The following is a 20,355-nucleotide window of genomic DNA, read 5'->3' on the forward strand; positions in this document are numbered from 1 at the left end:
GGCTGAACATGCTCAGTCGAGGCAGAACTCGTTGCCCTCGGGTCGGCCATCACGATGAACCCAGGCGGCCACCGCCTAGTCGCGCGGAAGATCTCACGCGGACCGGGGCGATACCTCCAGGACACGGAATCCCTTGGCGGAGGCGACACGCTCGGTCGGATGGCCCTGCTCGATCAGCCAGCGCTGCAGCGAATCGCCGCCGAGGTTCTTGGACACCACCAGGCGCGCGACGCCCCCGGGGGCGAGGCGGGGCAGCCACGCGAGCAGCAGGTCGTGCAGCGCCTGCTTGCCGATGCGGATGGGCGGGTTGGACCAGATCTGGTCGTAGGTCCGATCCGGCGGGACCTGATCCGGTGTGCCGGCGCGCACGCGGTCCCCGACTCCCGCCCGCTCGGCGTTGGCCTGCGTGAGGGTCACGGCGAGCTCGTTGACGTCGACGGCGTCGACGGTGACCGCCGGACCGGCGACGGCGAGCGCGACTGCGATGGGCCCGAAGCCGCAGCCCAGGTCCAGCAGGTGTCCGCCGGTGGGTGGCTCGAACGTGCGCAGCAGGACGGAGGTGCCCAGATCCAGCCGCGAGCCGGAGAACACGCCGCCCGCCGTGGTGAAGGAGAGGTCGTGGCCCCAGACGGTCGCTGTGACCTCGCGGGTGGGGCCGGCCTGGTCCGGGGTGTGGAAGTAGTGGCTCACGCGTCCTCCAGGGTCCGTACGGCGCGGGCGGCGCGGGCGCGGGCCGCGAGGGCATCGTCGGCGGGGTAGCCGACCTCTTCGAGCGTCAGGCCGTGGGCCGGCATGACCAGCACCTCGCCGTGTCGTGTGGGAGCGGCCGCGACCCGCTTGATCCAGGCGAGGTCCCTTCGCCCGGACGCCACCGACGTCAGCGCGCCCACCACCGAGCGCACCATCGAGTGGCAGAACGCGTCGGCCAGCAGGTGGATCTCGACGACGCCGTCGTCGCGTTGCTCGGCGCGCAGTTCCCGCAGGTCGCGGATCGTGGTGGCGCCGGCGCGCGGCTTGCAGAAGGGGGCGAAGTCGTGCAGCCCGGTGAGGGCCGCGGCCGCGGTGTTGAGCGCCTCCAGGTCGAGATGGTGCGCGACGGGTGCGATGTGGCGGCGCAGCAGCGGGTCCGGGACGGTGTCCGAGGGCGCGACCCGGTAGCAGTAGCGGCGCCAGATGGCGGAGAACCGCGCGTCGAATCCCTCGGGGGCGGGTGCCACGCTGCGGACGACGAGGTCCGCGGGTAGCACGCGGCGCAGCCGCCGCTGCAGATCCGCGGCGACGCCCTCCCCGTCCAGGTCGGCGTCGACGTGACACACCTGGCCGCGCGCGTGGACGCCGGCGTCGGTGCGGCCCGCCACGACGATGTGCGGCGGCCCGGGCAGCCGCATCACCTGGGCGATCCACTCCGTGAGGACTCCCTCGACGGTGCGCAGCCCCGGTTGCGCGGCCCAGCCGTGGAAGTCCGTTCCGTCGTAGGCGAGGTCGATCCTAAGCCGCATCAGCCCTCCGATAGGTGAGGTCGTAGACCCGGCGCCCCGCGGCGAGGCCCTTGGCCTCGTACTTGGTCACCGGGCGCTCGGCCAGGCGCGGCGCCCAGCCGTCGTGGACGTTGACGAGCCCCGGGTGCGCGTCCAGGTGCTCGCGCATCCACAGCGCGTAGTCCTCCCAGTCCGTGGCCAGGCGCCAGAGACCTGCCGGCGCCAGCTTCGCGACGACGACGTCGGCGAAGTCCTGCCCCACCAGCCGGCGCTTGTGGTGGCGCTTCTTGTGCCACGGGTCCGCGAAGAAGGTCCACAGTTCGGTGACCGAACCGTCGTCGAAGAGCTTCGCGAGCCCCTGGGCGCCGTCGGCGACGACGACCCGCACGTTCTCGAGGCCCTCTCGGCCCAGCCGGCCGAGAGTAGACGCGACGGCGGGCTCGAACACCTCGAACGCCACGACGTTCGCGTCCGGGCGGGCGGCGGCCATCGGCGCCAGCGAGTCGCCCGCGCCCGAGCCGATCTCGACGATCAGCGGCGCGGCGCGCCCGAACTCGTTCGCCCAGTCGACGTCGGCGCCGTCGGCGACGGACGTCGACAGGCTCCCGCGGGGGACGTCGACGACGAAGCGGTCCCGGTACCGGTCCCAGGACCTCATCTGGGACTCGTTCATCCGGGTGCTGCGGCGCACGAAGCTGACGACGTCGCGGTGCAGTCGAGGGGGCAACGGATCCACCCGCCCAGACTAGTGCCCATGGAGGAGGGGCTGCGCATACGCTGGAGGTGCATCGCGATACGTGAGGAGAGACATGCGCACGCTGCTCAACATCATCTGGGTCGTCTTCGGAGGTATCTGGCTGGCTCTGGGGTACTTCCTGGCGGGCATCCTGGCCTGCCTGCTCATCGTCACCATCCCCGCGGGCATCGCCTCGTTCCGGATGGCGCGCTACGTGCTGTGGCCGTTCGGCAGGAGCGTCGAGCCCAAGCCGGGCGCCGGGGCGGGGTCGGCGATCATGAACGTGGTGTGGTTCCTCATCGCGGGCTGGTGGCTGGCGCTCGCCCACGTCGCGACCGCCCTCGCGCAGACACTGACCATCGTCGGCATCGCCAACGCTTACGTGAGCCTGAAGATGATCCCGGTCACGTGCTTCCCGTTCGGCAAGCGGATCGTGGACAACGGCACCATCTTCTGACGCCCGGCCGTTCCTAGCCGTCGCGCCGGGGCAGGCGCAGATCGTTCCAGGCCCCCGGCTCGTCCAGCGTCGCCGTCGACACCGCCACCCCGTCCGGGGACACCGAGGCGACGGCCACCAGCAGGCTGAGGGTCGGATAGCCGTGGGGCCGGTTGTCGCGGATGATGGCACGGTCGTCGGTGGGCGACAGCCGCGACGCCGACTCCGCCAGGACATCGATCCACCCCTCCCACCACGGCCCGGGGCCGTCCGTCGGGGCCTCGGCGAAGCGCTCCAGCCACGCGGCAATGCGGGGAGTGGCGGGGTCGTCCACGTCGTCATGCGCGATCATGTGCGTGCCCGGCTCGAGGTCGGTGATGCGCGGCACCCCGCCCTCCCACGATGCGACCGTGGCCGCGCCGGGGGCCGTCGTGACGAGGTTGAAGCCGAGCGTCGTCAGGGGCTGGGGGAGCGGTCTGCCGGCGACGGCGTCGAGAGGCAGCGACCCACGCGACGTCGGCAGCGGCACGTCCGCCCCGCCGGCCCGGTTGAGCAGGACGGCCAGGCGCTTGTCGTCGGCCGCGAGCCACGCGCCGCCCGCCAGGTCGTCGCGGACGCCACGCACACCCGGGTGCTCGGGCCACCACGGGCCCAGCGGGCGCCAGGGCCGTGCCGGGTCCTCGTCGCGCACCGCGAGGAGGCGGACGGGCCCGCCGTCGGGTTCGGGTACACGGACGACGACAGTGCACATGCCGGGAAGGCTACCCGCGACGCGGGACGGCTGCGAGAATCGGCCGCATGGTCATCGTCGTAGGGGTCACGGGCGGCATCGCCGCGTACAAGGCCGTGCAGCTGGTCCGCTCGTTCGTCTTGGACGGACACGAGGTGCATGTGGTGCCCACCGACGACGCGCTGCGGTTCGTCGGGCGGCCCACGTGGGAGGCGATCTCGCGCAACCGGGTCACCACGTCGGTCCACGACGACGTGCCCGAGGTGCGCCACGTGGCGCTCGGGCAGCGGGCCGATCTGGTGGTCGTCGCCCCCGCGACGGCCAACACGCTCGCCGCGATGGCGGCCGGGCTCGCCTCGGATCTGCTCGGCACGACCCTGCTCGCGACGCGGGCCCACGTGCTCGTCGCGCCCGCGATGCACACCGAGATGTGGCTGCACCCCGCGACGCAGGCCAACATCGCGACGCTGCGCTCGCGCGGCGTCCAAGTCGTGGGCCCGGCCGACGGGCCGCTCACCGGCGGCGACTCGGGGCCGGGGCGGATGAGCGAGCCGGAGGACATCCACGCGGCGGCGCAGGCGCTGCTGCGCGGGCGGCGTGACCTGGCGGGCGTGACGGTCGCGGTGTCCGCCGGCGGGACGCGCGAGCCGATCGATCCGGTGCGCTATCTCGGCAACCGGTCCAGCGGCCGTCAGGGCGTCGCGGTCGCGGTCACGGCCGCCGAGCGCGGGGCCCGGGTGCTGCTGGCGGCGTGCAACGTCGAGGCCGAGGTGCTGCGCCCGGCCGAGGCCGCCGGGGTCGAGGTGCGGCGGGCGGGATCCGCGGCGGAGCTGTCGGAGGTCATGCGGGAGGTGGCGGAGCGCGCCGACGCGGTGATCATGGCGGCCGCGGTAGCCGATTACCGCGTGGACGCCGTGTCCGAGCGGAAGCTGACCAAGGAGGACGGGGAGCCGCCGGTGCTGCGGCTGGTCGAGAACGAGGACATCGTCGCGGGACTGGCCGCGCGCCGTCGGCCCGGTCAGGTGGTGGTGGCGTTCGCCGCCGAGACCGCCGTCGGCGAGGAACTGCTGGCGCGGGCGTCGCGGAAGCGCCGCCGCAAGGGCGTGGACCTCATCGTGGTCAACGAGGTCGGCTGGGGGAAGGGCTTCGAGGTCGCGGAGAACCGGCTGCTGATCCTGGGAGCCGACGATGTCGTCCTGGCCGACGTCGAGGGCAGCAAGCGCGACGTCGCGGAGGCCGTGGTGGACGCGGTCGGTGTCGCGGTGTCCGCCGCGCGCGGGGTGGGGTGAGCCGGGCCCCGGCCGGACGCAACCGACCGGCCGGGGCCCGCCCGCTCAGGACTTGGGCCAGAGCTCCCGCGGCATCAGCTCGTAACCGTGGAACTCGCGGGTGAAGCTCCCGGTGCCCTGCGCGAGCCCGCGCAGATCGATCGGGTAGCTGATCAGCTCCGACTGGGGGACCAGCGCCTCGATGATCGCGTGGTGCTCGGCGTCGCCGTCGCTGCCCAGCACCTGGCCGCGCCGGCCCGACAGGTCGGTGAGCACCGGCCCGACGAAGGCCTCGTGCACCGTGACGGTCACCTTGTCGACCGGCTCGAGCAGGGCCATGGTCTTGTCCGAGGCCGCCTCCTTGATCGCCAGCGCCCCCGCGGTCTGGAAGGCCATGTCGGAGGAGTCGACCGAGTGTGACTTCCCGTCATAGAGGGTCACCGCCACGTCGACGATCGGGTAGCCGCTGAGCGCGCCGTGGGCCAGCTGGGCCTGGATGCCCTTGTCCACCGACGGGATGAACTGCCGCGGCACCGCGCCGCCCACCACCTTGTCGATGAACTGGTAGCCGGCGCCGCGCTCCAAGGGCTGGATCTCCACGTCGACGACCGCGTACTGACCGTGGCCGCCCGACTGCTTCACGTGCCGGCCGTGAGACTTGACCGGCGCGATGAAGGTCTCCCGCAGGGGCACCGTGACGGGCTCCTCGGAGATCGACAACCCGTAGCGGTTGCGCAACCGCGACAGCAGCAGTTCCTTGTGCGCCTGCCCCATCACCCACACCAACTGCTGGTCGGTCTCGGGGTGGCGCTCGATCCGCACCGTCATGTCCTCGACGGCCAGGCGCTGCAGGGCACCGCCGAGCTTGTCCTCGTCGCCGCGGGTGTCCGCCTTGATTGCGACGGGGAGCAGGGGCTCGGGCAGTTGCCACGGCCGGACGAGGGCGGGGCGCTCGATCGACGACAGCGTGTCGCCGGTCTCCGCCCGCGAGAGCTTCGCGACGTAGACGATCTCGCCGGCGATCGCGACGTCCTTGGGGGCCGGGTCGACGCCGATGGGCGCGGACAGCGGCCCCACCCGATCGGTCTCGTCGTGGTCGGGGTGGGCCGGGTCGGTGTGCCCGGTGAAGAGCTCCCGGTGCCCCGAGACGTGCACCTGGTCGTCCGTGCGCAGTGTGCCGGAGAAGATGCGCACCATGCTGAGGCGTCCGGCGTACTGGTCGCTGGTGGTGCGGATCACCTGCGCCACCAGCGGGGCGGAGGGGTCGCAGTCCGAGCCGGGCAGCGTCGCCCCGCCGGGGGTCATCACGGGCGGGATGGTGTGGGTGGAGGCGGCGGGGAAGCCGCGTTCGATCCACCGCAGGAGTTCCTCGGTGCCGACGTCGCTGGTCGTGTGCGCCGGCAGCACGGGGAAGAACCGGGCGCCGATGATGGCGCGGTTGAGGACCTGGTAGACCTCCGCGACCGCGATCTCCTCGCCCTCGAGGTACCGCTCCATGAGGTCCTCGTCCTCGATCTCGGTGATGAGGGCCTCGAGGAAGGGGGCGCGCTGGTCGGCGATGAGCTCCGCCTCCTCGGGGGTCGCGTCGCGCGAGACCCGGGTGCCGGAGGAGTAGTCGTGGATGCGCTTGTTCAGCAGCGAGATGTTGCCGATGCTCCGGTCCCCGGCGCGCATGGGCAGCAGCGCCGCGACGACGCCGTCGCCGAACGCCTCCCGGCATGCGGCCACCATCTGGTCGAAGTCCGAGCGGCCCTGGTCCAGCTTGGTGATCGCGATGATGCGCGGCATGGCCACCCGGTCGCACTCCTGCCAGAGGCTGACCGTCGAGGGCTGGATCTCCTCGCCCGCCGGGATGGCGAATACCGCGGCGTCGGCGGCGCGCAGCCCGGCGCGCAGTTCCCCGACGTAGTCCGGGTGCCCCGGCGCGTCGAGCAGGTTGATCTGCACGTCGGAGGCCGGGATGGATGCCAACGTGAGCGAGGCCGCTCTCTCAGGGGTGTCCTTCTCCCCGCGGTAGCCCTCGACGCGGGCACGTAACAGGTGCTCGAAGAGGGTCGTCTTGCCCGAGCCGCTGCTGCCAACGAGGATGACGTTGCGGATCGCGTCCGGGCCGGTGATGTTGATGTGTGAGCTCGTCTTTGAGGCCATGGACAGACCTTAGTACCCACCTCGTGCGCTGTGGGCGGGGCCCCCATGCATTGACTACGACAAATCCCTCCCCAGCGACCCAGCTGAAGGGCGTTTTGACCGGCCGCCTCCCGGAACGTAAGCTAGGCAGCTGTTGCGCGCGTGAATCGACCCTGCCTCGGCACGGCCGGCGGGCAACCCCCATCAGTTTCCAAACCGAATGGAAGTGGGATTGTGTCCACGTACACCCCAAAGCCGGGCGAAATCGCCCGCAACTGGCACGTCATCGATGCCGAGAACGTGATCCTGGGCCGCCTGGCCGTCCAGGTCGCGAACCTCCTGCGCGGCAAGCATAAGCCGCAGTTCGCGCCGCATGTCGACACGGGTGACTTCGTCATCGTCATCAACGCGTCCAAGATCGCTCTCTCCGGGAGCAAGCGCACCGACTCCATGCGCTACACGCACTCCGGCCGCCCGGGTGGCCTCCGCGCCGTCGCCATCGGCGAACTGCTGGAGCGGGACCCGCGCCGCGCCGTCGAGCGCGCCGTCTGGGGCATGCTCCCGAAGAACAAGCTCAGCCGCCAGATGCTGAGCAAGCTCAAGGTCTACGCCGGCCCCGAGCACCCCCACGCTGCCCAGCAGCCGCAGCCCTTCGAGATCACCCAGATCGCCCAGTGAGCGAGAGCGAGACGCATCCCATGAGCCAGACTGACATCGACGAGACCGTCGCCGAGGAGATCACGCCCTTCGTCGACGACGAGAACCGCGAGATCGCCTACCGTTCCGACGCCAACCCCGCCGCCGCGGCCGGGTCGGACGTCCGCCCCGCCGTCGTCGCCCCCGGCGCGGCCACCGGCCGCCGCAAGGAGGCCATCGCCCGCGTCCGCATCGTGCCGGGCTCCGGCACCTGGACCATCAACGGCCGCACCCTCGAGGACTACTTCCCGAACAAGGTGCACCAGCAGCTGGTGAGCGACCCGTTCACCACGGCCGGTGTCGCGGGGTCCTACGACGTCATCGCCCGCATCCACGGCGGCGGCATCACCGGCCAGGCCGGTGCGCTGCGGCTCGGCGTGGCCCGCGCCCTCAACGAGGTCGACGCCGAGGCGTCGCGCCCCGCGCTGAAGAAGGCCGGCATGCTGACCCGTGACGCCCGCATCAAGGAGCGCAAGAAGGCCGGTCTCAAGAAGGCCCGCAAGGCTCCTCAGTACAGCAAGCGCTGACCTCAGCCGCTGCTCGCGCCCGTCCCGCATCGCGGGGCGGGCGCGTCCGCGTTCCGGGCGCGGGCCGTGCGGGGATTCGCTCACCGTCTCTGCGCGACGGTATTGTCGCCTGCGTGGCACGACTCTTTGGCACCGACGGCGTCCGCGGCGTCGCGAACAGCGAACTGACCGCCGAGCTGGCGCTCGACCTCTCGGTCGCGGCGGCGCACATCCTGGGGGAGGCCGGCGCGTTCGCCGGGCACCGCCCCCTGGCGGTCGTCGGCCGTGACCCCCGTGCCAGCGGCGAGTTCCTCGAGGCCGCCGTCGTGGCCGGGCTCGCGTCGGCCGGCATCGACGTCGTGCGGTTGGGTGTCCTGCCCACGCCGGGCGTGGCGTTCCTCGTCAACGAGTTGGAGGCCGATCTCGGCGTCATGATCTCCGCCTCGCACAACCCCATGCCCGACAACGGCATCAAGTTCTTCTCCAAGGGCGGCGTCAAGCTCGACGACTATCTCGAGGACGCCATCGAGGCCCGCATGGGCGAGACGTGGACCCGCCCGACGGGGTCCGCCGTCGGCCGCGTCCGCAACGACCTTGGCGCCGTCGAGGCCTACGTCGCCCACCTGGTGGGGTCGCTGGGCGAGGACGCCTCGCTGCAGGGCCTGAAGATCGTCATCGACTGCGCCAACGGAGCGGCGTCGACCACCGCTCTCGAGGCGTTCGCGGCCCAGGGCGCTCAGATCATTCCGATCCACGCGGAGCCGGACGGCCTCAACATCAACGACAACTGCGGCTCCACCCACATGGGGGATCTCATCGCGCGCGTCCGGTCCGAGGGCGCCGACATGGGTATCGCGCTCGACGGCGATGCCGACCGCTGCCTCGCAGTGGACCACGAGGGCACCGTCGTCGACGGCGACCACATCCTCGCCATCCTCGCCGTCGCGATGAAGGACGAACACCGGCTGCACTCCGACACGCTCGTCGCCACCGTCATGAGCAACCTGGGTCTCATCAACGCGATGCGGGAGCACGGGATCCGGGTGGACCAGACGAAGGTGGGCGACCGCTACGTCCTGGAGTCGATGAACGCCAACGGCTTCGCACTGGGCGGCGAGCAGTCCGGCCACGTCATCATCGCAGAGTTCGCCAACACGGGTGACGGCACCCTCACGGGCCTGCACCTCGCGGCCCGGATGGTGGCCACCGGCAAGTCGCTGAAGGAACTCGCTTCCATCATGACGGTGCTGCCCCAGGTGATCATCAATGTCCGCGGCGTCGACAAGCTGCGCGCCGGCATCGACAACCACGTGCAGCGGGCCGTCGCGGCCGCCGCCCGGGAGCTCGGCGACACCGGCCGCGTCCTGCTACGCCCGTCCGGCACCGAGCCCGTGGTCCGCGTCATGGTCGAGGCGCCCACGGACGAGCAGGCCCGGCGCATCGCCGACGACCTGGCCGAGACGGTGCGCACGCGTCTCGCGCTCTGAGGCACGACGGGACCCCACCCGAGTATCCTGGGGCGCACCCAACTGGATAAGGACGCCCGATGCTCGCTGACCCTGCCGACCAACGCACGCTGCTCACGCTCGCGGACCTCGACACCGAGGTGGCCCGGGTGCAGCACGCCGCCAGGTCGCTGCCGCAGCACAAGACCATCGCCGAGCTGATGGCAGCCCGGCAGCAGCTCACCGACGAACTCGTCGCCTCGGTGACCGACGTCGACGACCTGCAGGTGGCGGTGACCAAAGCCGAAGCGGACCTGACTCCCGTGCGGGCGCGTCTGGAGCGTGACGAGAAGCGGATCAACGACGGCTCCGTCAGCGACGGCAAGATCCTGCGCTCCCTCCAGGAGGAGGTCGAGCACCTCAAGCGTCGCATCCGCGACCTGGAGGACAGCGAGCTGGAGCTCATGGGGCGCCTGGAGGACGCGACGGCGCACCGCGACCGCATCGCGGTCCGCAAGCGCGAGATCGAGGAGAAGCTCCGCGCCGCCGTCGCCGAGCGCGACACCGCGGTGACCAAGCTCAGCCAGGAAGCGAAGGACCTCACCGCCACGCGGGCCCCCATCGCCGCTCGCGTCCCCGCCGCGCTGCTCACGCTGTACGAGAAGCTGCGGGCCTCCTCCGGCCTCGGCGCGGCCGCGCTCAAGCAGGGCCGGTGTGGCGGATGCCAGCTGCAGCTGACCGTCTCGGATCTCGACACCTATCGCCGCGCCGCCGCCAACCAGGTGTTGCGCTGCGTCGAGTGCGACCGGATCCTTGTCCGCACGCCGGAGTCCGGCCTCTGATGCCGTCACCGCACCTCGACATTCACGACATCCCGGCCGAGGTGCGGGAGGGCCTGCTCCTGCTGCAACGCCGGCTCGAGATCCCGCGGGCCTTCTCTGCCGAGGTCGAGGCGGAGGCGGCCCGAGCCGCCGAACTTCCGCCGTCGGGGCACGCGGACCTCACCGACGTCGAATTCGTGACGATCGACCCGCCCACCTCCACCGATCTGGACCAGGCCGTGCAGATCGAACGCGACGGAGACGGCTACGTCGTGCGCTACGCCATCTCCGACGTCGCGCACTTCGTGCGTCCCGGCACCGCCTTGGAGGCCGAGACCCACCGCCGGGGCCAGACGCTGTACGCACCCGGCGCCCGCGTCCCGCTGCATCCATCGGTCCTGGCCGAGGGCGCGGCGTCGCTGCTCGCCGACGGCCGCCCGCGCCCCGCGATGGTGTGGGAGCACCGGCTGGATCGCGATGGGCATCCGCGGGAGGTGTCGCTGACCCGGGCGATGGTGCTCAGCCGCGCCAAGCTCAACTACGAGGGGGTGCAGCGCGACGTCGACGCGGGCACGGCCCACCCGAGTATCGCGCTGCTGCCCGAGGTGGGCAGGCTGCGCCGGGAGATCGAGATCGCCCGCGGGGGCGTGTCCCTGGATCTGCCCGAGCAGGAGATCAAGGCGCACAACGGCGGCTGGACGCTGGAGTTCCGGTCCCTGGTGCCGGTGGAGAACCACAACGCCCAGATCTCGCTCCTGACCGGCTTCGCCGCGGCCGACATCATGCTCCGCGGTCGCGTCGGCATCGTCCGGACACTGCCGCCCGCGGAGGAGTGGTCGCTGGAGAAGCTGCGGCGCTCCGTGCGGGCCCTCGGCGTCGACTGGCCGCGCGGGATGGACTACCCGGAGTTCGTGCGGTCGCTGTCGCCCGACGACCCCCGCGAGCTGGCGGCGCTGACGCGCGGCACCATGCTGTTCCGGGGCGCCGGATACGTGGCCTTCGACGGCGAGCTGCCCGCCGGCAACCTCGAGCACTCCGCCCTGGCAGCCCCCTATGCGCACACGACCGCTCCGTTGCGTCGGCTCGTCGACCGCTATGTCCTGGAGGTCTGCCATGCCCTCCTCAACGACCTCGAGGTGCCGGAGTGGGCGCGGGCCGGGCTCCCCGCGCTGCCCGATGAGATGGCAAACTCCGGGCGCACCGCCCGCGCCTACGAGAACGGGGTGCTCGACCTGGCCGAGGCGCTCGTACTCAAGGATCAGGTCGGGCGGATCTTCACCGGCGTCGTCACCGACGTCCACCCCAAGACCGGCATCGGCACCGTGCAGGTGCCAGACCCCGCCGTCGAGCTGCGGGTGGCGGCCGAGCGGGCGGAGGTCGGCTCGGAGATCCGGGTCCGCATCGACGCGGTCGACGTCCCGGCCGGGAAGGTCACCCTCTCGCGGCCGTGAGGGTCGCGGTGTCAGGTTCTGCCGGGTACTCCCGGCGAAACCTGACACGGGAGGTCCCGGGGGCGCCGCCGACACGTGGCAGCCGGCCCGGGCCAGCCGCGTGATCGGAGTGCCTGTGCCACCTGAAGGGCGACCTCGCAGGGAGCCCGCTCGACGGCGTACCAGCCATAGCGCAGCGTGATCAGTCCGTCGACGAGCAGATGCTCGTTGTCGCGCATCATGTCCTTGGACCACACCGAGTGGTCCCGCATCCCGTCGAGCTCGATCACAAGCGATTCACGGTCATACAGAACGTCGACTCGTCCAGCGCTCCTCTGTACCTGGCGATCCGGCACGGGGAGGCGGTGAGGGGTCAACACTCGCTGCTGGAATCGCCACTCCAACGCACTCTCAATGCCCCGGGCAGCGGCTGAGCAGAGCAGCCTGAGGGTAGCCGAGTGGCGGACCCGATGGCGCCCATCCAGCTCGGCCAACAGCCGCGGGCCCGTCGTGCAGCCAAGGGCGAGCGCGCCCGTGACGGCCGCAACGGCCTCGTCTTCTGTCGAGTGGTCCGAGATGTCCAACAGGGATTCCTCGAGAGTGGTCCGAGGAAGATGGCCGCGCCCCGTACGGACCCCTCGAAGGAATCGCACCTGGAACTCACCGACGGTGAGGTCATCATGCCGGTGGCGCGCCCACACCCTCAGGACGCCGGGGGCGTCACGCATGGCTCCGTGGAGATACGCCGCCCCCTCAGCGCCGAGCACCGCCGAGCTGCCGCGTCGTGAGCACGCCCGCCTGAGCGGCGGCCAGTCGCCGGAGGGCGGGGGTGGACAACACGGGGTCACTGAGTGTCAGGTTCTGCCGGGTACTCCCGGCGAAACCTGACACGAGAGGCGGGAGTGGTGGACGAGTCGGCCGGTAAGCCGGATTCTGTCGACGGATGATCATCTATCTGAGGCCCGCCGTTGCCGACGGGCTCATGCGACCTACCCGGGCGCCTCGCGCGAGCAGCGCTCGATCGGCGTCCGCGGCCGGTCCGAAGACCGGCCTTCTTGGTCTTGCTCCGAGTGGGGTTTACCGAGCCGCCCCAGTCACCTGGAGCGCTGGTGGTCTCTTACACCACCGTTTCACCCTTACCTGTCGCCAGGCGGTCTGTTTTCTGTGGCACTGTCCCGCGGGTCACCCCGGGTGGGCGTTACCCACCACCCTGCTCTGTGGAGTCCGGACTTTCCTCAGCCACCGAAGTGGCCGCGATCATCTGGCCGACTCGTCCGCCCCCATGGTACCGGCTGTCGCGCCGGCCCGCCGCCCCGCCGCCGGGCGCTAGGGTTACGGGCGTGACCGTCCCGACCGAAGGCCCGAGCGTCGGCATCAGCGCCGTCGTCGACGCCGTGGAGCGGCTCGGCGCCGACGGGCTGGCCGCCGCCCGCACCGAGCTGGTCCGGCTCGTCGAGGACGAGGGCATCCGATACGGCGGCGAGGGCGGGCGCCACTGGTCGATCGACCCGCTGCCCCTGCTGCTGCAAGCGGAGGAGTGGGCCACCCTGGAGGCGGGGCTGGCCCAGCGGGCGCGCCTGCTGGACCTGGTGCTGGGCGACCTCTACGGCGAGCAGCGCCTCCTCAGCTCCGGCGCCGTCCCGGCCGAGGCCGTGTGGGGCCATCCCGGGTTCCTCCACCGTGCCGCGGGCGTCCCGGCGCCCGGCGAGGGCTGGCTCCCGCTGCTGGCGACCGACGTCGGCCGCGACGCCGCGACTGGCACGTGGCTCGTCCTCGCCGATCGTGCCGACGCGCCCGCCGGCGTCGGCTACGCCATGGCGACCCGGCGCCTCACCACCCGCGTCATGGCTGACCTGCACCACGACGCGCCTCCCGCGCGGATGCGCTCGTTCTTCTCGGCGATGCGGGCCGGCGTCCAGCAGGCCGCACCCCGCCCGGACCACACGCCGCGGGGCGTGCTGCTCTGGTCCGGCGCCGCCGACGAGACGGCCTACGAGCAGGGCTTCCTCGCCACGCTCCTGGGCTACGCACTCGTCGAGGCCGAAGACCTGCTGGTCCGCGACGGACAGGTGTGGCTCACGTCCCCCGAGGGTCGCGCGCTGGTCGACGTCATCCTCCGCCGCGTGCCGTCGGACCTGGCCGACCCGCTCGAGTTCCGCAGCGACTCCCAGCTGGGCGTTGCGGGCCTGCTCGAGGCCGCGCGGCTGGGCACGGTGGCCACGCTCAACCCGCTGGGCAGCGGCGTGGTGGAGAACCCGGCCCTGCTGGGGCTGCTGCCCGCCCTGGCGCCGCAGCTGCTGGGTGAGGACCTCGCGCTGGCCACCCCGGAGACGTGGTGGTGCGGCGATCCGGCCCAGCGCAGCCATGTGCTGACGCACCTCGACTCCCTCGTGATCAAACCCATCAACCGCGACCGCGCCCCGAGCCGCGCCGGCTGGGAACTCGACGCCGCCGGCCGCGACGCCGTCCGCGCCCGGATCGCCGCCGAGCCGTGGGCCTGGTGCGGCCAGGCGCCGGTCGAGCTCTCGACCGAGCCCGTCGTCGGCGACCACGGCCTCGAGCCGCGCCGCGTCGTCGTGCGCACCTTCGGTGCCCGCGTCGACGGCGAGCACGTGTTCCTGCCCGGCGGGCTGGCCCGTGCGGCCCGCGGCCCGGACTTCCGCATCGCGTCGGCCGACGGCGCCCTCGCCAAGGACGTGTGGGTCCTCGACCCGGCGGAGGCGCAGGAGACGTGGGCGCGCACGTTCGACGGCGGCGGCGCCGTGGTGCAGCGCGTCCAGGCTCCCGCGCCGCGGGTGGCCGACAACCTCGTGTGGTTCGGGCGCTACGCCGAGCGGGCAGACGGCACCGCCCGCCTGCTCCGGGTCGCCGCCGACCTCGCCCAGGACCACGGGCGCCGGCCGGGGTCGCGGGGGGCGCAGACCCTCGCCGCCATGCTCGACGCCGGAGAACGTCTGACGGGGCTCGAGCTGTCCAGCGGCGACGTCACCGGCGCCCTGACCCACCTCCGGCACGCGATGTCGCGGACGGCCACCACCGGGACGGTGGCGCACTCCGTGCGCCGCCTCGTCGACGCGGCCAACCAGGTCCCGGACATCATGTCGGGCGACGTGTGGCACGTCCTCAGCCGCCTGGAGCGGCTCGTGGCCGGCGCCCCCCGCCGCCACGACCTCGCCGGGGTGCTGGGCGACGTCGTCACGCAGACCCTCGCCGTCGCGGGCATCAACGCCGAGAGCCTCACCCGCGACGTCACGTGGGCCTTCGTCGACGCCGGCACCCGGCTGGAGCGCGCGCAGCGGACGGTCGCGCTGGTCCAGCATGCGTTCGGAGTGTCCCGGGCGCTCGTCGTCGAGAACCAGGTGGCCGAGTCGCTGCTCGCGGCCTGCGAGTCGGCCATCACGTACCGCCGCCGCGCGGCATCGGGCGAGGCACCGGACCGTCCGACGGTGGCGGCCGCCCACCTGCTCGTGGCCGACCGCACCAACCCCCGGTCCGCCGCCTACCAGATGGACCGGCTCGCCGAGGATCTTGGCCTGGTGGGCGACGACGAGCTCGCGGCGCGCGCGGACGAGCTGGCCGGGGGACTGGCCGCCTCCGACCTGGAGGAGCTCTTCGCCGGCCCGCGGGACCGCGTCGTGGACGCCGCCGTCGTGTGGCAGGCGGCGCTGCGCGACCTGGCCGACGCCCTGCACCGCCGGCACCTCACCCGGTCGGCCCCGCGGCGCGCGACGCTGTCGGACTGGTGGTCGGGCCCGGCGGAGGAGCACTGATGCAGAAGGCCCAACACCTCGGCCCACGCCGCTACTTCGTCAAGCACCGCACCAGCTACGAGTACCCGGAGCCGGTGACGCAGTGCTACGAGCGTGGATTCCTCACCCCCCGCGACACGCCGTCACAGCAGGTCCGCGCCGAGGGGCTGCGCGTCACGCCCGGCCCTCTGCTGCACACCCGGCACGTGGACCGGTTCGGCAACGAGTCGCACTTCCTGGAGATCCACTACCCCCACACGCACCTGGAGGTGGTGAAGGAGGCCGTCGTCGACGTGTCCTGGCCGGAGGTCGACATGGCGGCCCTGGACCGGTGGACTCTTCAGGCGGCGTCGCGGGCGCTCGCCGACACGGCGGCGTTCCGCCTGGACCGGGCGATGTTCGGGCTGCCCTCGCGCATGGCGCGGGTTGCGGACGCCGGCGGGCTGGCCGCCTACGCCGAGACCGTCGTCGCCCCGGACCTCGGGTTCGGCGCGGCGCTGGCGGAGCTGACCGCCGGCATCCGGCGGGACTTCGCCTACCGTCCGGGCGTCACGTCGGTGCGCACCACCGTCGACGAGCTGCTCCAGCTGCGCGCCGGCGTCTGCCAGGACTTCACGCACGTCGCGCTGGCGGTGCTGCGGTGGCTGGGTATCCCTGCCCGCTACGTCTCGGGGTACATCGAGACGGTCCCGGCGCCCGGCACCGAGAAGCTGGAGGGCGCCGACGCCTCGCACGCCTGGCTGTCGGCGCTGGCGCCCGACGGCACCTGGGTGGACATCGACCCGACCAACGGCCAGTTCGCCGACTCCCGCTACATCGTCACCGCCTGGGGTCGCGACTACGCCGACGTGTCGCCGCTGCGCGGCGTCATCGTGACCGAGGCCGCGACGTCCCGGCTCAGCGTCGGGGTCGACGTCGTCCCGATGGACGGCGACGAGGTCCCTCAGGTGAGCGTGACGAAGCTGAACCTGTCGTCGTAGGGCAGGTCGCCGTCGACGGAGGCGTCCACGGCGAGGCGCGTCAGCCGCGTGCGGCCGCCCAGCGTGGTCATGAACGCCGTGTCGGCGGCGTCGCGGCCGGTGCAGATGCGCACCATCGGCTGCCGGGGCGCGAGGCCCGTGGCGTCGAGCAGGTACCAGCGCCCGTCGTGGTACGCCTCCGCGACGGCGTGGAAGTCCATGGGCCGCAGGCCCGGCGCGTAGACCGAGACGAGCCGCGCGGGCATGTTGAGGCCGCGGAGGAATGCGACCACGAGGTGCGCGGAGTCGCGGCACACGCCGGCGCGGCTCAGGTATGTCTCGAGGGCGCCGTCGACGACCCGGCTCGATCCTGGCCGGTAGGTGACCTTGGTGCGCACCCACTGCGTCACTGCGCTCATCAACTCGTAGCCGGTGAGCCCCGCGAAGTGGGTGTGACTGAGGTTGGCGAGCCGGTCGGAGTCGCAGTAGCGCGACGGGCGGGTGTAGAGGATCTCGTCGATGCCCTGGATCTCCGCCTCCGGCGAGGGGGACGCGACCGTGACCCGGTAGTCGACGTGCAGCGTGCCGACCGGAGCCTCGCGGATGCGGTGCAGCCGGCTACCGGACGGGGCGATGAGCTCCTCGGCCTCGACCTCGCGGTCCCCGACGCGGAAGGTCAGCTCCTCCGCGACGTCCGGGTAGTCGCTGCTCACCGCGACCGAGAACACGAGGTGCGCCGGTGCGCTGACCTCCACCTCGAGGTGGCTGGAGGCGTGACGGACGGTCACTCGGCGGTGCCCGGCAGCGTCAGGATCTCCGCGCCGTCGTCGGTGACGACGATGGTGTGCTCCCACTGCGCGACCCGCGACTTGTCGGTGGTCACCACGGTCCAGTCGTCGTCCCAGACGTCGGTCTCGTGCGTGCCGAGGGTGAGCATCGGTTCGATGGTGAACGTCATGCCGGGCTGCATGACGGTGGTCATCCGCGGCTCGTCGTAGTGCAGCACCACGAGGCCGGAGTGGAAGACGCTGTGGACGCCGTGGCCGGTGTAGTCGCGCACGACGCCGTAGCCGAAGCGCTTGGCGTAGGACTCGATGACGCGCCCGATCACCGAGATGGGGCGCCCGGGCCGGACGGCCTTGATGGCGCGGTTGAGCGCCTCGAGCGTGCGCTCGGTCAGGAGCCGCGACTCCTCGTCGACGTCGCCGCAGTAGAACGTGCCGCAGTTGTCGCCGTGGACGCCGTCCTTGTAGGCGGTCACGTCGATCTTGACGAGGTCGCCGTCCTCGAGCCGGCGCAGGTCGGGGATGCCGTGGCACACGACCTCGTTGACCGACGTGCAGATCGACTTGGGGAAGCCGCGGTAGCCCAGCGCCGACGGGTAGGCGCCGTGGTCGAGCATGTACTCGTGCGCGACGGCGTCGAGTTCGTCCGTCGTGACGCCCGGCGCGATGGCCTTGGCCGCCTCGTACATGGCCTCCGACGCGATCCGCCCGGCGACCCGCATCTTCTCGATGGTCTCGGCCGTCTGCACGTCCGAGCCGGTGTAACGCTTCGGCGCCGGCCGCCCGACGTACTCGGGGCGCGGGATGCTCCGCGGCACGTCGCGCAGCGGGGTGATGGGGTGCGGGGTCACGAGGCTCACGATCCGCCAGTCTACTGGCGCGGGCTCAGCCGTCGAAGCGCAGCGACGCCAGGGACCGGTCCACCTCGCGCTGGTTCTCCTCGTGCCCGATGGTCACGCACGAGACGTAGACGGCGAAGCGGTCCTCGTCGTCCGTGGGCACGATGATGATGTCGACGACGTCGCCCTCGATGCCGTTGTGGCGCTGGTTGTTGACGTAGATGTTCGACGTGAGGCGCCAGCCGATGCGGTCGGACACCACGTAGTCCTGGTTGATGAGGATCTCGCGCCGCTCGAAGCCGAAGAACATGCCCGACGACGCCATGCAGGTGACGAACTGCTCCGCGGCCACGCTCATCACGGGGGAGAAGCCGTCGGAGACCTTGATATAGCCGACGTTGACGTTGCTCATCCAGCCCGGCGCGATGTCGCGGATCATGCCGTTGGAGTCGTGCAGCCAGTCGATCCAGGCGGCGCTCTCCACCCAGTCCCGGCCGTCGGGCGTCTCGATGGACAGGCCGCCGCCGTGCAGGCGGCCGTCGACGATCTCGCTGCGCGGGTCCTGCAGGGTGGAGGGGCACTCGATGGGCTCCCCGAAGCCGCTCTCCACCGGTTCGGGCGTGGGCGTCTCTGAGGTTTCGAGTTCGTTCCACTGCGTGCCGGTCGGGCGGGCGGACCGCGGGTCCTCGGGCGTGGCGGCGAACGGGTTGGCGCCGCGCGGGAAGAGGATCATGGCTCCGACGACGGTGGCCACGACGAGCAGGGCGACGACGAGCCACGTCGTCATGCCGCGACCCTGCCGCGGCGGGTCGTCGACCCAGCGTCGGCCGTCCCAGTAGCGCCGACCCTGGGGCGCCGTCGGATCCGCGTACCACCCCGGCTCTGCCATGCGTTCCATCGTAGGTGCTCGCCGGGGCCCCTTCGACACGCTCAGCCGCCCGCCACGCGCGGTTGAAGCATGGGACGACATGCGGAAACGGCGGAGTGCGGGCAGACTGGGGGCATGGATAGGCAGACTGAGTTCGTCCTTCGCTCGATGGAGGAACGCGGCATCCGTTTCGTGCGGCTCTGGTTCACCGACGTGCTGGGGTCGCTGAAGTCGGTCGCCATCGCGCCCGCCGAGGTCGAGGGAGCCATCGCGGAGGGTGTGGGCTTCGACGGCTCGGCGATCGAGGGGTTCGCGCGCGTCTACGAATCGGACATGGTCGCCCACCCGGACCCGTCGACCTTCCAGGTGCTGCCGTGGCGGCAGTCCGGCCGGTCGACCGCCCGGATGCTGTGCGACATCAAGCTGCCGGACGGGTCGCCCAGCTTCGCCGACCCGCGGTTCGTGCTCAAGAGGGCCCTGCAGAAGGCCGGCTCCATGGGCTTCACGTTCTACATCCACCCCGAGATCGAGTTCTTCCTGCTGCGCTCCCTCATGCCGCCGGTCCCGCTGGACGAGGGCGGCTACTTCGACCACACGACGCTGGGCGACGGCACCGACTTCCGTCGTGACGCCATCACGATGCTGGAACAGATGGGCATCTCGGTGGAGTTCAGCCACCACGAGGCGGCGCCCGGCCAGCATGAGATCGACCTGCGCTACGCCGACGCGCTGACGATGGCGGACAACGTCATGACCTTCCGGGTGGTGATCCGCGAGGTGGCGGTGAGCCAGGGCATCCACGCTTCCTTCATGCCCAAGCCCTTCTCGGAGCACCCGGGCTCGGGCATGCACACGCATATGTCGCTGTTCGAGGGCGACACCAACGCCTTCTACGACGCCACCGACGAGTACAACCTGTCGAAGACCGCCAAGCAGTTCATCGCCGGCCTGCTGCGGCACGCCCCGGAGATCACGGCCGTCACCAACCAGTGGGTCAACTCGTACAAGCGGCTCATCGGCGGCGGCGAGGCCCCGTCGTACGCCTGCTGGGGTCGCGCCAACCGGTCGGCGCTCATCCGCATCCCGCAGTTCACGCCCGGCAAGACGTCGTCGGCGCGCATCGAGTACCGGGCCGTGGACGCAGCCGTCAACCCGTACCTCGCGTACGCCGTCATGCTCAACGCGGGCCTCAAGGGCATCGAGGAGGAGTACCCGCTGCCGGAGGAGACCGAGGACGACGTGTGGCGCCTCACCGACCGTGAGCGGCAGGCCATCGGCATCCGGGAGCTGCCGCGGAACCTCGACGAGGCCCTGCGCCTCATGGAGGAGAGCGAGCTGGTCGCCGAAACGCTGGGCGAGCACGTGTTCGAGTACTTCCTGCGCAACAAGCACGAGGAGTTCGCGGCCTACCGCAAGCAGGTCACGCCCTGGGAGCTGGACCGGCACATCCGCGTGATGTGACCGGCCGCGCCCGCCGGGCGG

The 20,355-nt window shown here is 71.8% G+C and carries 18 protein-coding genes and 1 other RNA gene; 10 read left to right on the plus strand and 9 right to left on the minus strand.

All coding sequences use genetic code 11. From position 1 onward, the window contains the following. Window positions 1-93: 93 nt before the first annotated feature. The 3 genes from ACFQPD_RS00710 to trmB are packed head-to-tail and all read right to left on the minus strand — an operon-like array spanning window position 94 to window position 2,214. Window positions 94-690: a methyltransferase gene (locus ACFQPD_RS00710; protein ID WP_353082089.1), complete on the minus strand. Its 597-nt coding sequence runs from the start codon at window positions 688-690 to the stop codon at window positions 94-96. Beyond that, window positions 687-1,502: a tRNA pseudouridine(38-40) synthase TruA gene (gene truA, locus ACFQPD_RS00715; protein WP_078920184.1), complete on the minus strand. Its 816-nt coding sequence runs from the start codon at window positions 1,500-1,502 to the stop codon at window positions 687-689. The genes ACFQPD_RS00710 and truA overlap by 4 nt, the downstream gene beginning before the upstream one ends. After that, a complete protein-coding gene (gene trmB / locus ACFQPD_RS00720) occupies window positions 1,489-2,214 on the minus strand; it encodes a tRNA (guanosine(46)-N7)-methyltransferase TrmB (RefSeq protein WP_385897361.1) in 726 nt (241 codons plus the stop codon). Before trmB ends, truA begins: the two co-directional genes overlap by 14 nt. A gap of 73 nt (window positions 2,215-2,287) precedes the next feature. Here trmB and ACFQPD_RS00725 point away from each other — a divergent pair, with 73 nt between their 5' ends. Beyond that, window positions 2,288-2,671, plus strand: coding sequence for a YccF domain-containing protein (locus tag ACFQPD_RS00725; RefSeq protein WP_068749441.1), 384 nt, complete (start codon window positions 2,288-2,290; stop codon window positions 2,669-2,671). A 13-nt stretch (window positions 2,672-2,684) separates the two neighbouring features. Here the strand turns inward: ACFQPD_RS00725 and ACFQPD_RS00730 are convergent, their stop codons facing one another. Next, window positions 2,685-3,401, minus strand: coding sequence for an NRDE family protein (locus ACFQPD_RS00730; protein ID WP_385897364.1), 717 nt, complete (start codon window positions 3,399-3,401; stop codon window positions 2,685-2,687). A gap of 47 nt (window positions 3,402-3,448) precedes the next feature. On the opposite strand from ACFQPD_RS00730, the gene coaBC reads away from it, so the two are divergent. Further along, window positions 3,449-4,669 carry a bifunctional phosphopantothenoylcysteine decarboxylase/phosphopantothenate--cysteine ligase CoaBC gene (gene coaBC / locus ACFQPD_RS00735; protein ID WP_385897366.1) on the plus strand — a complete coding sequence of 407 codons (1,221 nt, stop codon included), beginning with the start codon at window positions 3,449-3,451 and terminating at the stop codon, window positions 4,667-4,669. Window positions 4,670-4,714: 45 nt separating this feature from the next. Here coaBC and ACFQPD_RS00740 read toward each other — a convergent pair whose 3' ends face one another. Beyond that, window positions 4,715-6,796, minus strand: coding sequence for an elongation factor G-like protein EF-G2 (locus ACFQPD_RS00740; RefSeq protein ID WP_385897367.1), 2,082 nt, complete (start codon window positions 6,794-6,796; stop codon window positions 4,715-4,717). 213 nt (window positions 6,797-7,009) lie between these two features. Here ACFQPD_RS00740 and rplM point away from each other — a divergent pair, with 213 nt between their 5' ends. The 5 genes from rplM to ACFQPD_RS00765 all read left to right on the plus strand — a co-directional run bounded on the left by rplM (window position 7,010) and on the right by ACFQPD_RS00765 (window position 11,694). Further along, window positions 7,010-7,453: a 50S ribosomal protein L13 gene (rplM, locus tag ACFQPD_RS00745; protein ID WP_078920186.1), complete on the plus strand. Its 444-nt coding sequence runs from the start codon at window positions 7,010-7,012 to the stop codon at window positions 7,451-7,453. A gap of 20 nt (window positions 7,454-7,473) precedes the next feature. Next, window positions 7,474-7,998, plus strand: a complete 525-nt coding sequence (gene rpsI / locus ACFQPD_RS00750; RefSeq protein ID WP_068749435.1) for a 30S ribosomal protein S9 — start codon at window positions 7,474-7,476, stop codon at window positions 7,996-7,998. 113 nt (window positions 7,999-8,111) lie between these two features. Further along, on the plus strand, window positions 8,112-9,464 hold the full coding sequence (glmM, locus tag ACFQPD_RS00755; protein WP_385897371.1) for a phosphoglucosamine mutase: 1,353 nt from the start codon (window positions 8,112-8,114) through the stop codon (window positions 9,462-9,464). Between the two features lie 59 nt (window positions 9,465-9,523). Next, window positions 9,524-10,264, plus strand: a complete 741-nt coding sequence (locus ACFQPD_RS00760; RefSeq protein WP_385897372.1) for a zinc ribbon domain-containing protein — start codon at window positions 9,524-9,526, stop codon at window positions 10,262-10,264. Beyond that, on the plus strand, window positions 10,264-11,694 hold the full coding sequence (locus tag ACFQPD_RS00765) for an RNB domain-containing ribonuclease (protein ID WP_385897375.1): 1,431 nt from the start codon (window positions 10,264-10,266) through the stop codon (window positions 11,692-11,694). The genes ACFQPD_RS00760 and ACFQPD_RS00765 overlap by 1 nt, the downstream gene beginning before the upstream one ends. Before the next feature lie 885 nt (window positions 11,695-12,579). On the opposite strand, the gene rnpB is transcribed toward ACFQPD_RS00765, so the two are convergent. Beyond that, window positions 12,580-12,946: RNase P RNA component class A (gene rnpB / locus ACFQPD_RS00770), an RNA gene on the minus strand. A 67-nt stretch (window positions 12,947-13,013) separates the two neighbouring features. Between rnpB and ACFQPD_RS00775 the strand changes: the two genes are divergently transcribed. After that, window positions 13,014-15,443 (plus strand): circularly permuted type 2 ATP-grasp protein, encoded by a 2,430-nt coding sequence (locus ACFQPD_RS00775; RefSeq protein WP_385897378.1) that lies wholly within the window; start codon window positions 13,014-13,016, stop codon window positions 15,441-15,443. Continuing rightward, window positions 15,443-16,402: a transglutaminase N-terminal domain-containing protein gene (locus ACFQPD_RS00780; RefSeq protein WP_385897380.1), complete on the plus strand. Its 960-nt coding sequence runs from the start codon at window positions 15,443-15,445 to the stop codon at window positions 16,400-16,402. Before ACFQPD_RS00775 ends, ACFQPD_RS00780 begins: the two co-directional genes overlap by 1 nt. Here the strand turns inward: ACFQPD_RS00780 and ACFQPD_RS00785 are convergent. Genes ACFQPD_RS00785 through ACFQPD_RS00795 form a run of 3 tightly spaced genes read right to left on the minus strand, consistent with a single transcriptional unit; the run spans window position 16,366 to window position 18,894 of the window. Then, window positions 16,366-17,169 (minus strand): transglutaminase family protein, encoded by an 804-nt coding sequence (locus ACFQPD_RS00785; protein ID WP_385897382.1) that lies wholly within the window; start codon window positions 17,167-17,169, stop codon window positions 16,366-16,368. The genes ACFQPD_RS00780 and ACFQPD_RS00785 overlap by 37 nt on opposite strands. Further along, complete coding sequence (map, locus tag ACFQPD_RS00790; protein WP_385897385.1) at window positions 17,166-18,026, minus strand: type I methionyl aminopeptidase; 861 nt, start codon at window positions 18,024-18,026, stop codon at window positions 17,166-17,168. The genes ACFQPD_RS00785 and map overlap by 4 nt, the downstream gene beginning before the upstream one ends. A gap of 25 nt (window positions 18,027-18,051) precedes the next feature. Continuing rightward, a complete protein-coding gene (locus ACFQPD_RS00795) occupies window positions 18,052-18,894 on the minus strand; it encodes a DUF2510 domain-containing protein (RefSeq protein ID WP_385897386.1) in 843 nt (280 codons plus the stop codon). Window positions 18,895-19,041: 147 nt separating this feature from the next. On the opposite strand from ACFQPD_RS00795, the gene ACFQPD_RS00800 reads away from it, so the two are divergent. After that, window positions 19,042-20,334 (plus strand): glutamine synthetase family protein, encoded by a 1,293-nt coding sequence (locus ACFQPD_RS00800; protein WP_068749426.1) that lies wholly within the window; start codon window positions 19,042-19,044, stop codon window positions 20,332-20,334. The last annotated feature ends 21 nt before the right edge of the window (window positions 20,335-20,355 follow it).

The organism is Tessaracoccus sp. O5.2 (genome assembly GCF_964266725.1).
GTDB classification, from domain to species: Bacteria; Actinomycetota; Actinomycetes; order Propionibacteriales; family Propionibacteriaceae; genus Arachnia; species Arachnia lapidicapta.

Excerpts from the sequence above, each read along its gene's own strand:
- ACFQPD_RS00780 (WP_385897380.1), top strand. The coding sequence starts at position 15,443 with ATGCAGAAGGCCCAACACCTCGGCCCACGCCGCTACTTCGTCAAGCAC.
- ACFQPD_RS00730 (WP_385897364.1), bottom strand. The coding sequence starts at position 3,401 with ATGTGCACTGTCGTCGTCCGTGTACCCGAACCCGACGGCGGGCCCGTC.
- ACFQPD_RS00765 (WP_385897375.1), top strand. The coding sequence starts at position 10,264 with ATGCCGTCACCGCACCTCGACATTCACGACATCCCGGCCGAGGTGCGG.
- ACFQPD_RS00740 (WP_385897367.1), bottom strand. The coding sequence starts at position 6,796 with ATGGCCTCAAAGACGAGCTCACACATCAACATCACCGGCCCGGACGCG.
- ACFQPD_RS00800 (WP_068749426.1), top strand. The coding sequence starts at position 19,042 with ATGGAGGAACGCGGCATCCGTTTCGTGCGGCTCTGGTTCACCGACGTG.
- ACFQPD_RS00795 (WP_385897386.1), bottom strand. The coding sequence starts at position 18,894 with ATGGCAGAGCCGGGGTGGTACGCGGATCCGACGGCGCCCCAGGGTCGG.
- ACFQPD_RS00760 (WP_385897372.1), top strand. The coding sequence starts at position 9,524 with ATGCTCGCTGACCCTGCCGACCAACGCACGCTGCTCACGCTCGCGGAC.
- rpsI (WP_068749435.1), top strand. The coding sequence starts at position 7,474 with ATGAGCCAGACTGACATCGACGAGACCGTCGCCGAGGAGATCACGCCC.
- ACFQPD_RS00725 (WP_068749441.1), top strand. The coding sequence starts at position 2,288 with ATGCGCACGCTGCTCAACATCATCTGGGTCGTCTTCGGAGGTATCTGG.
- coaBC (WP_385897366.1), top strand. The coding sequence starts at position 3,449 with ATGGTCATCGTCGTAGGGGTCACGGGCGGCATCGCCGCGTACAAGGCC.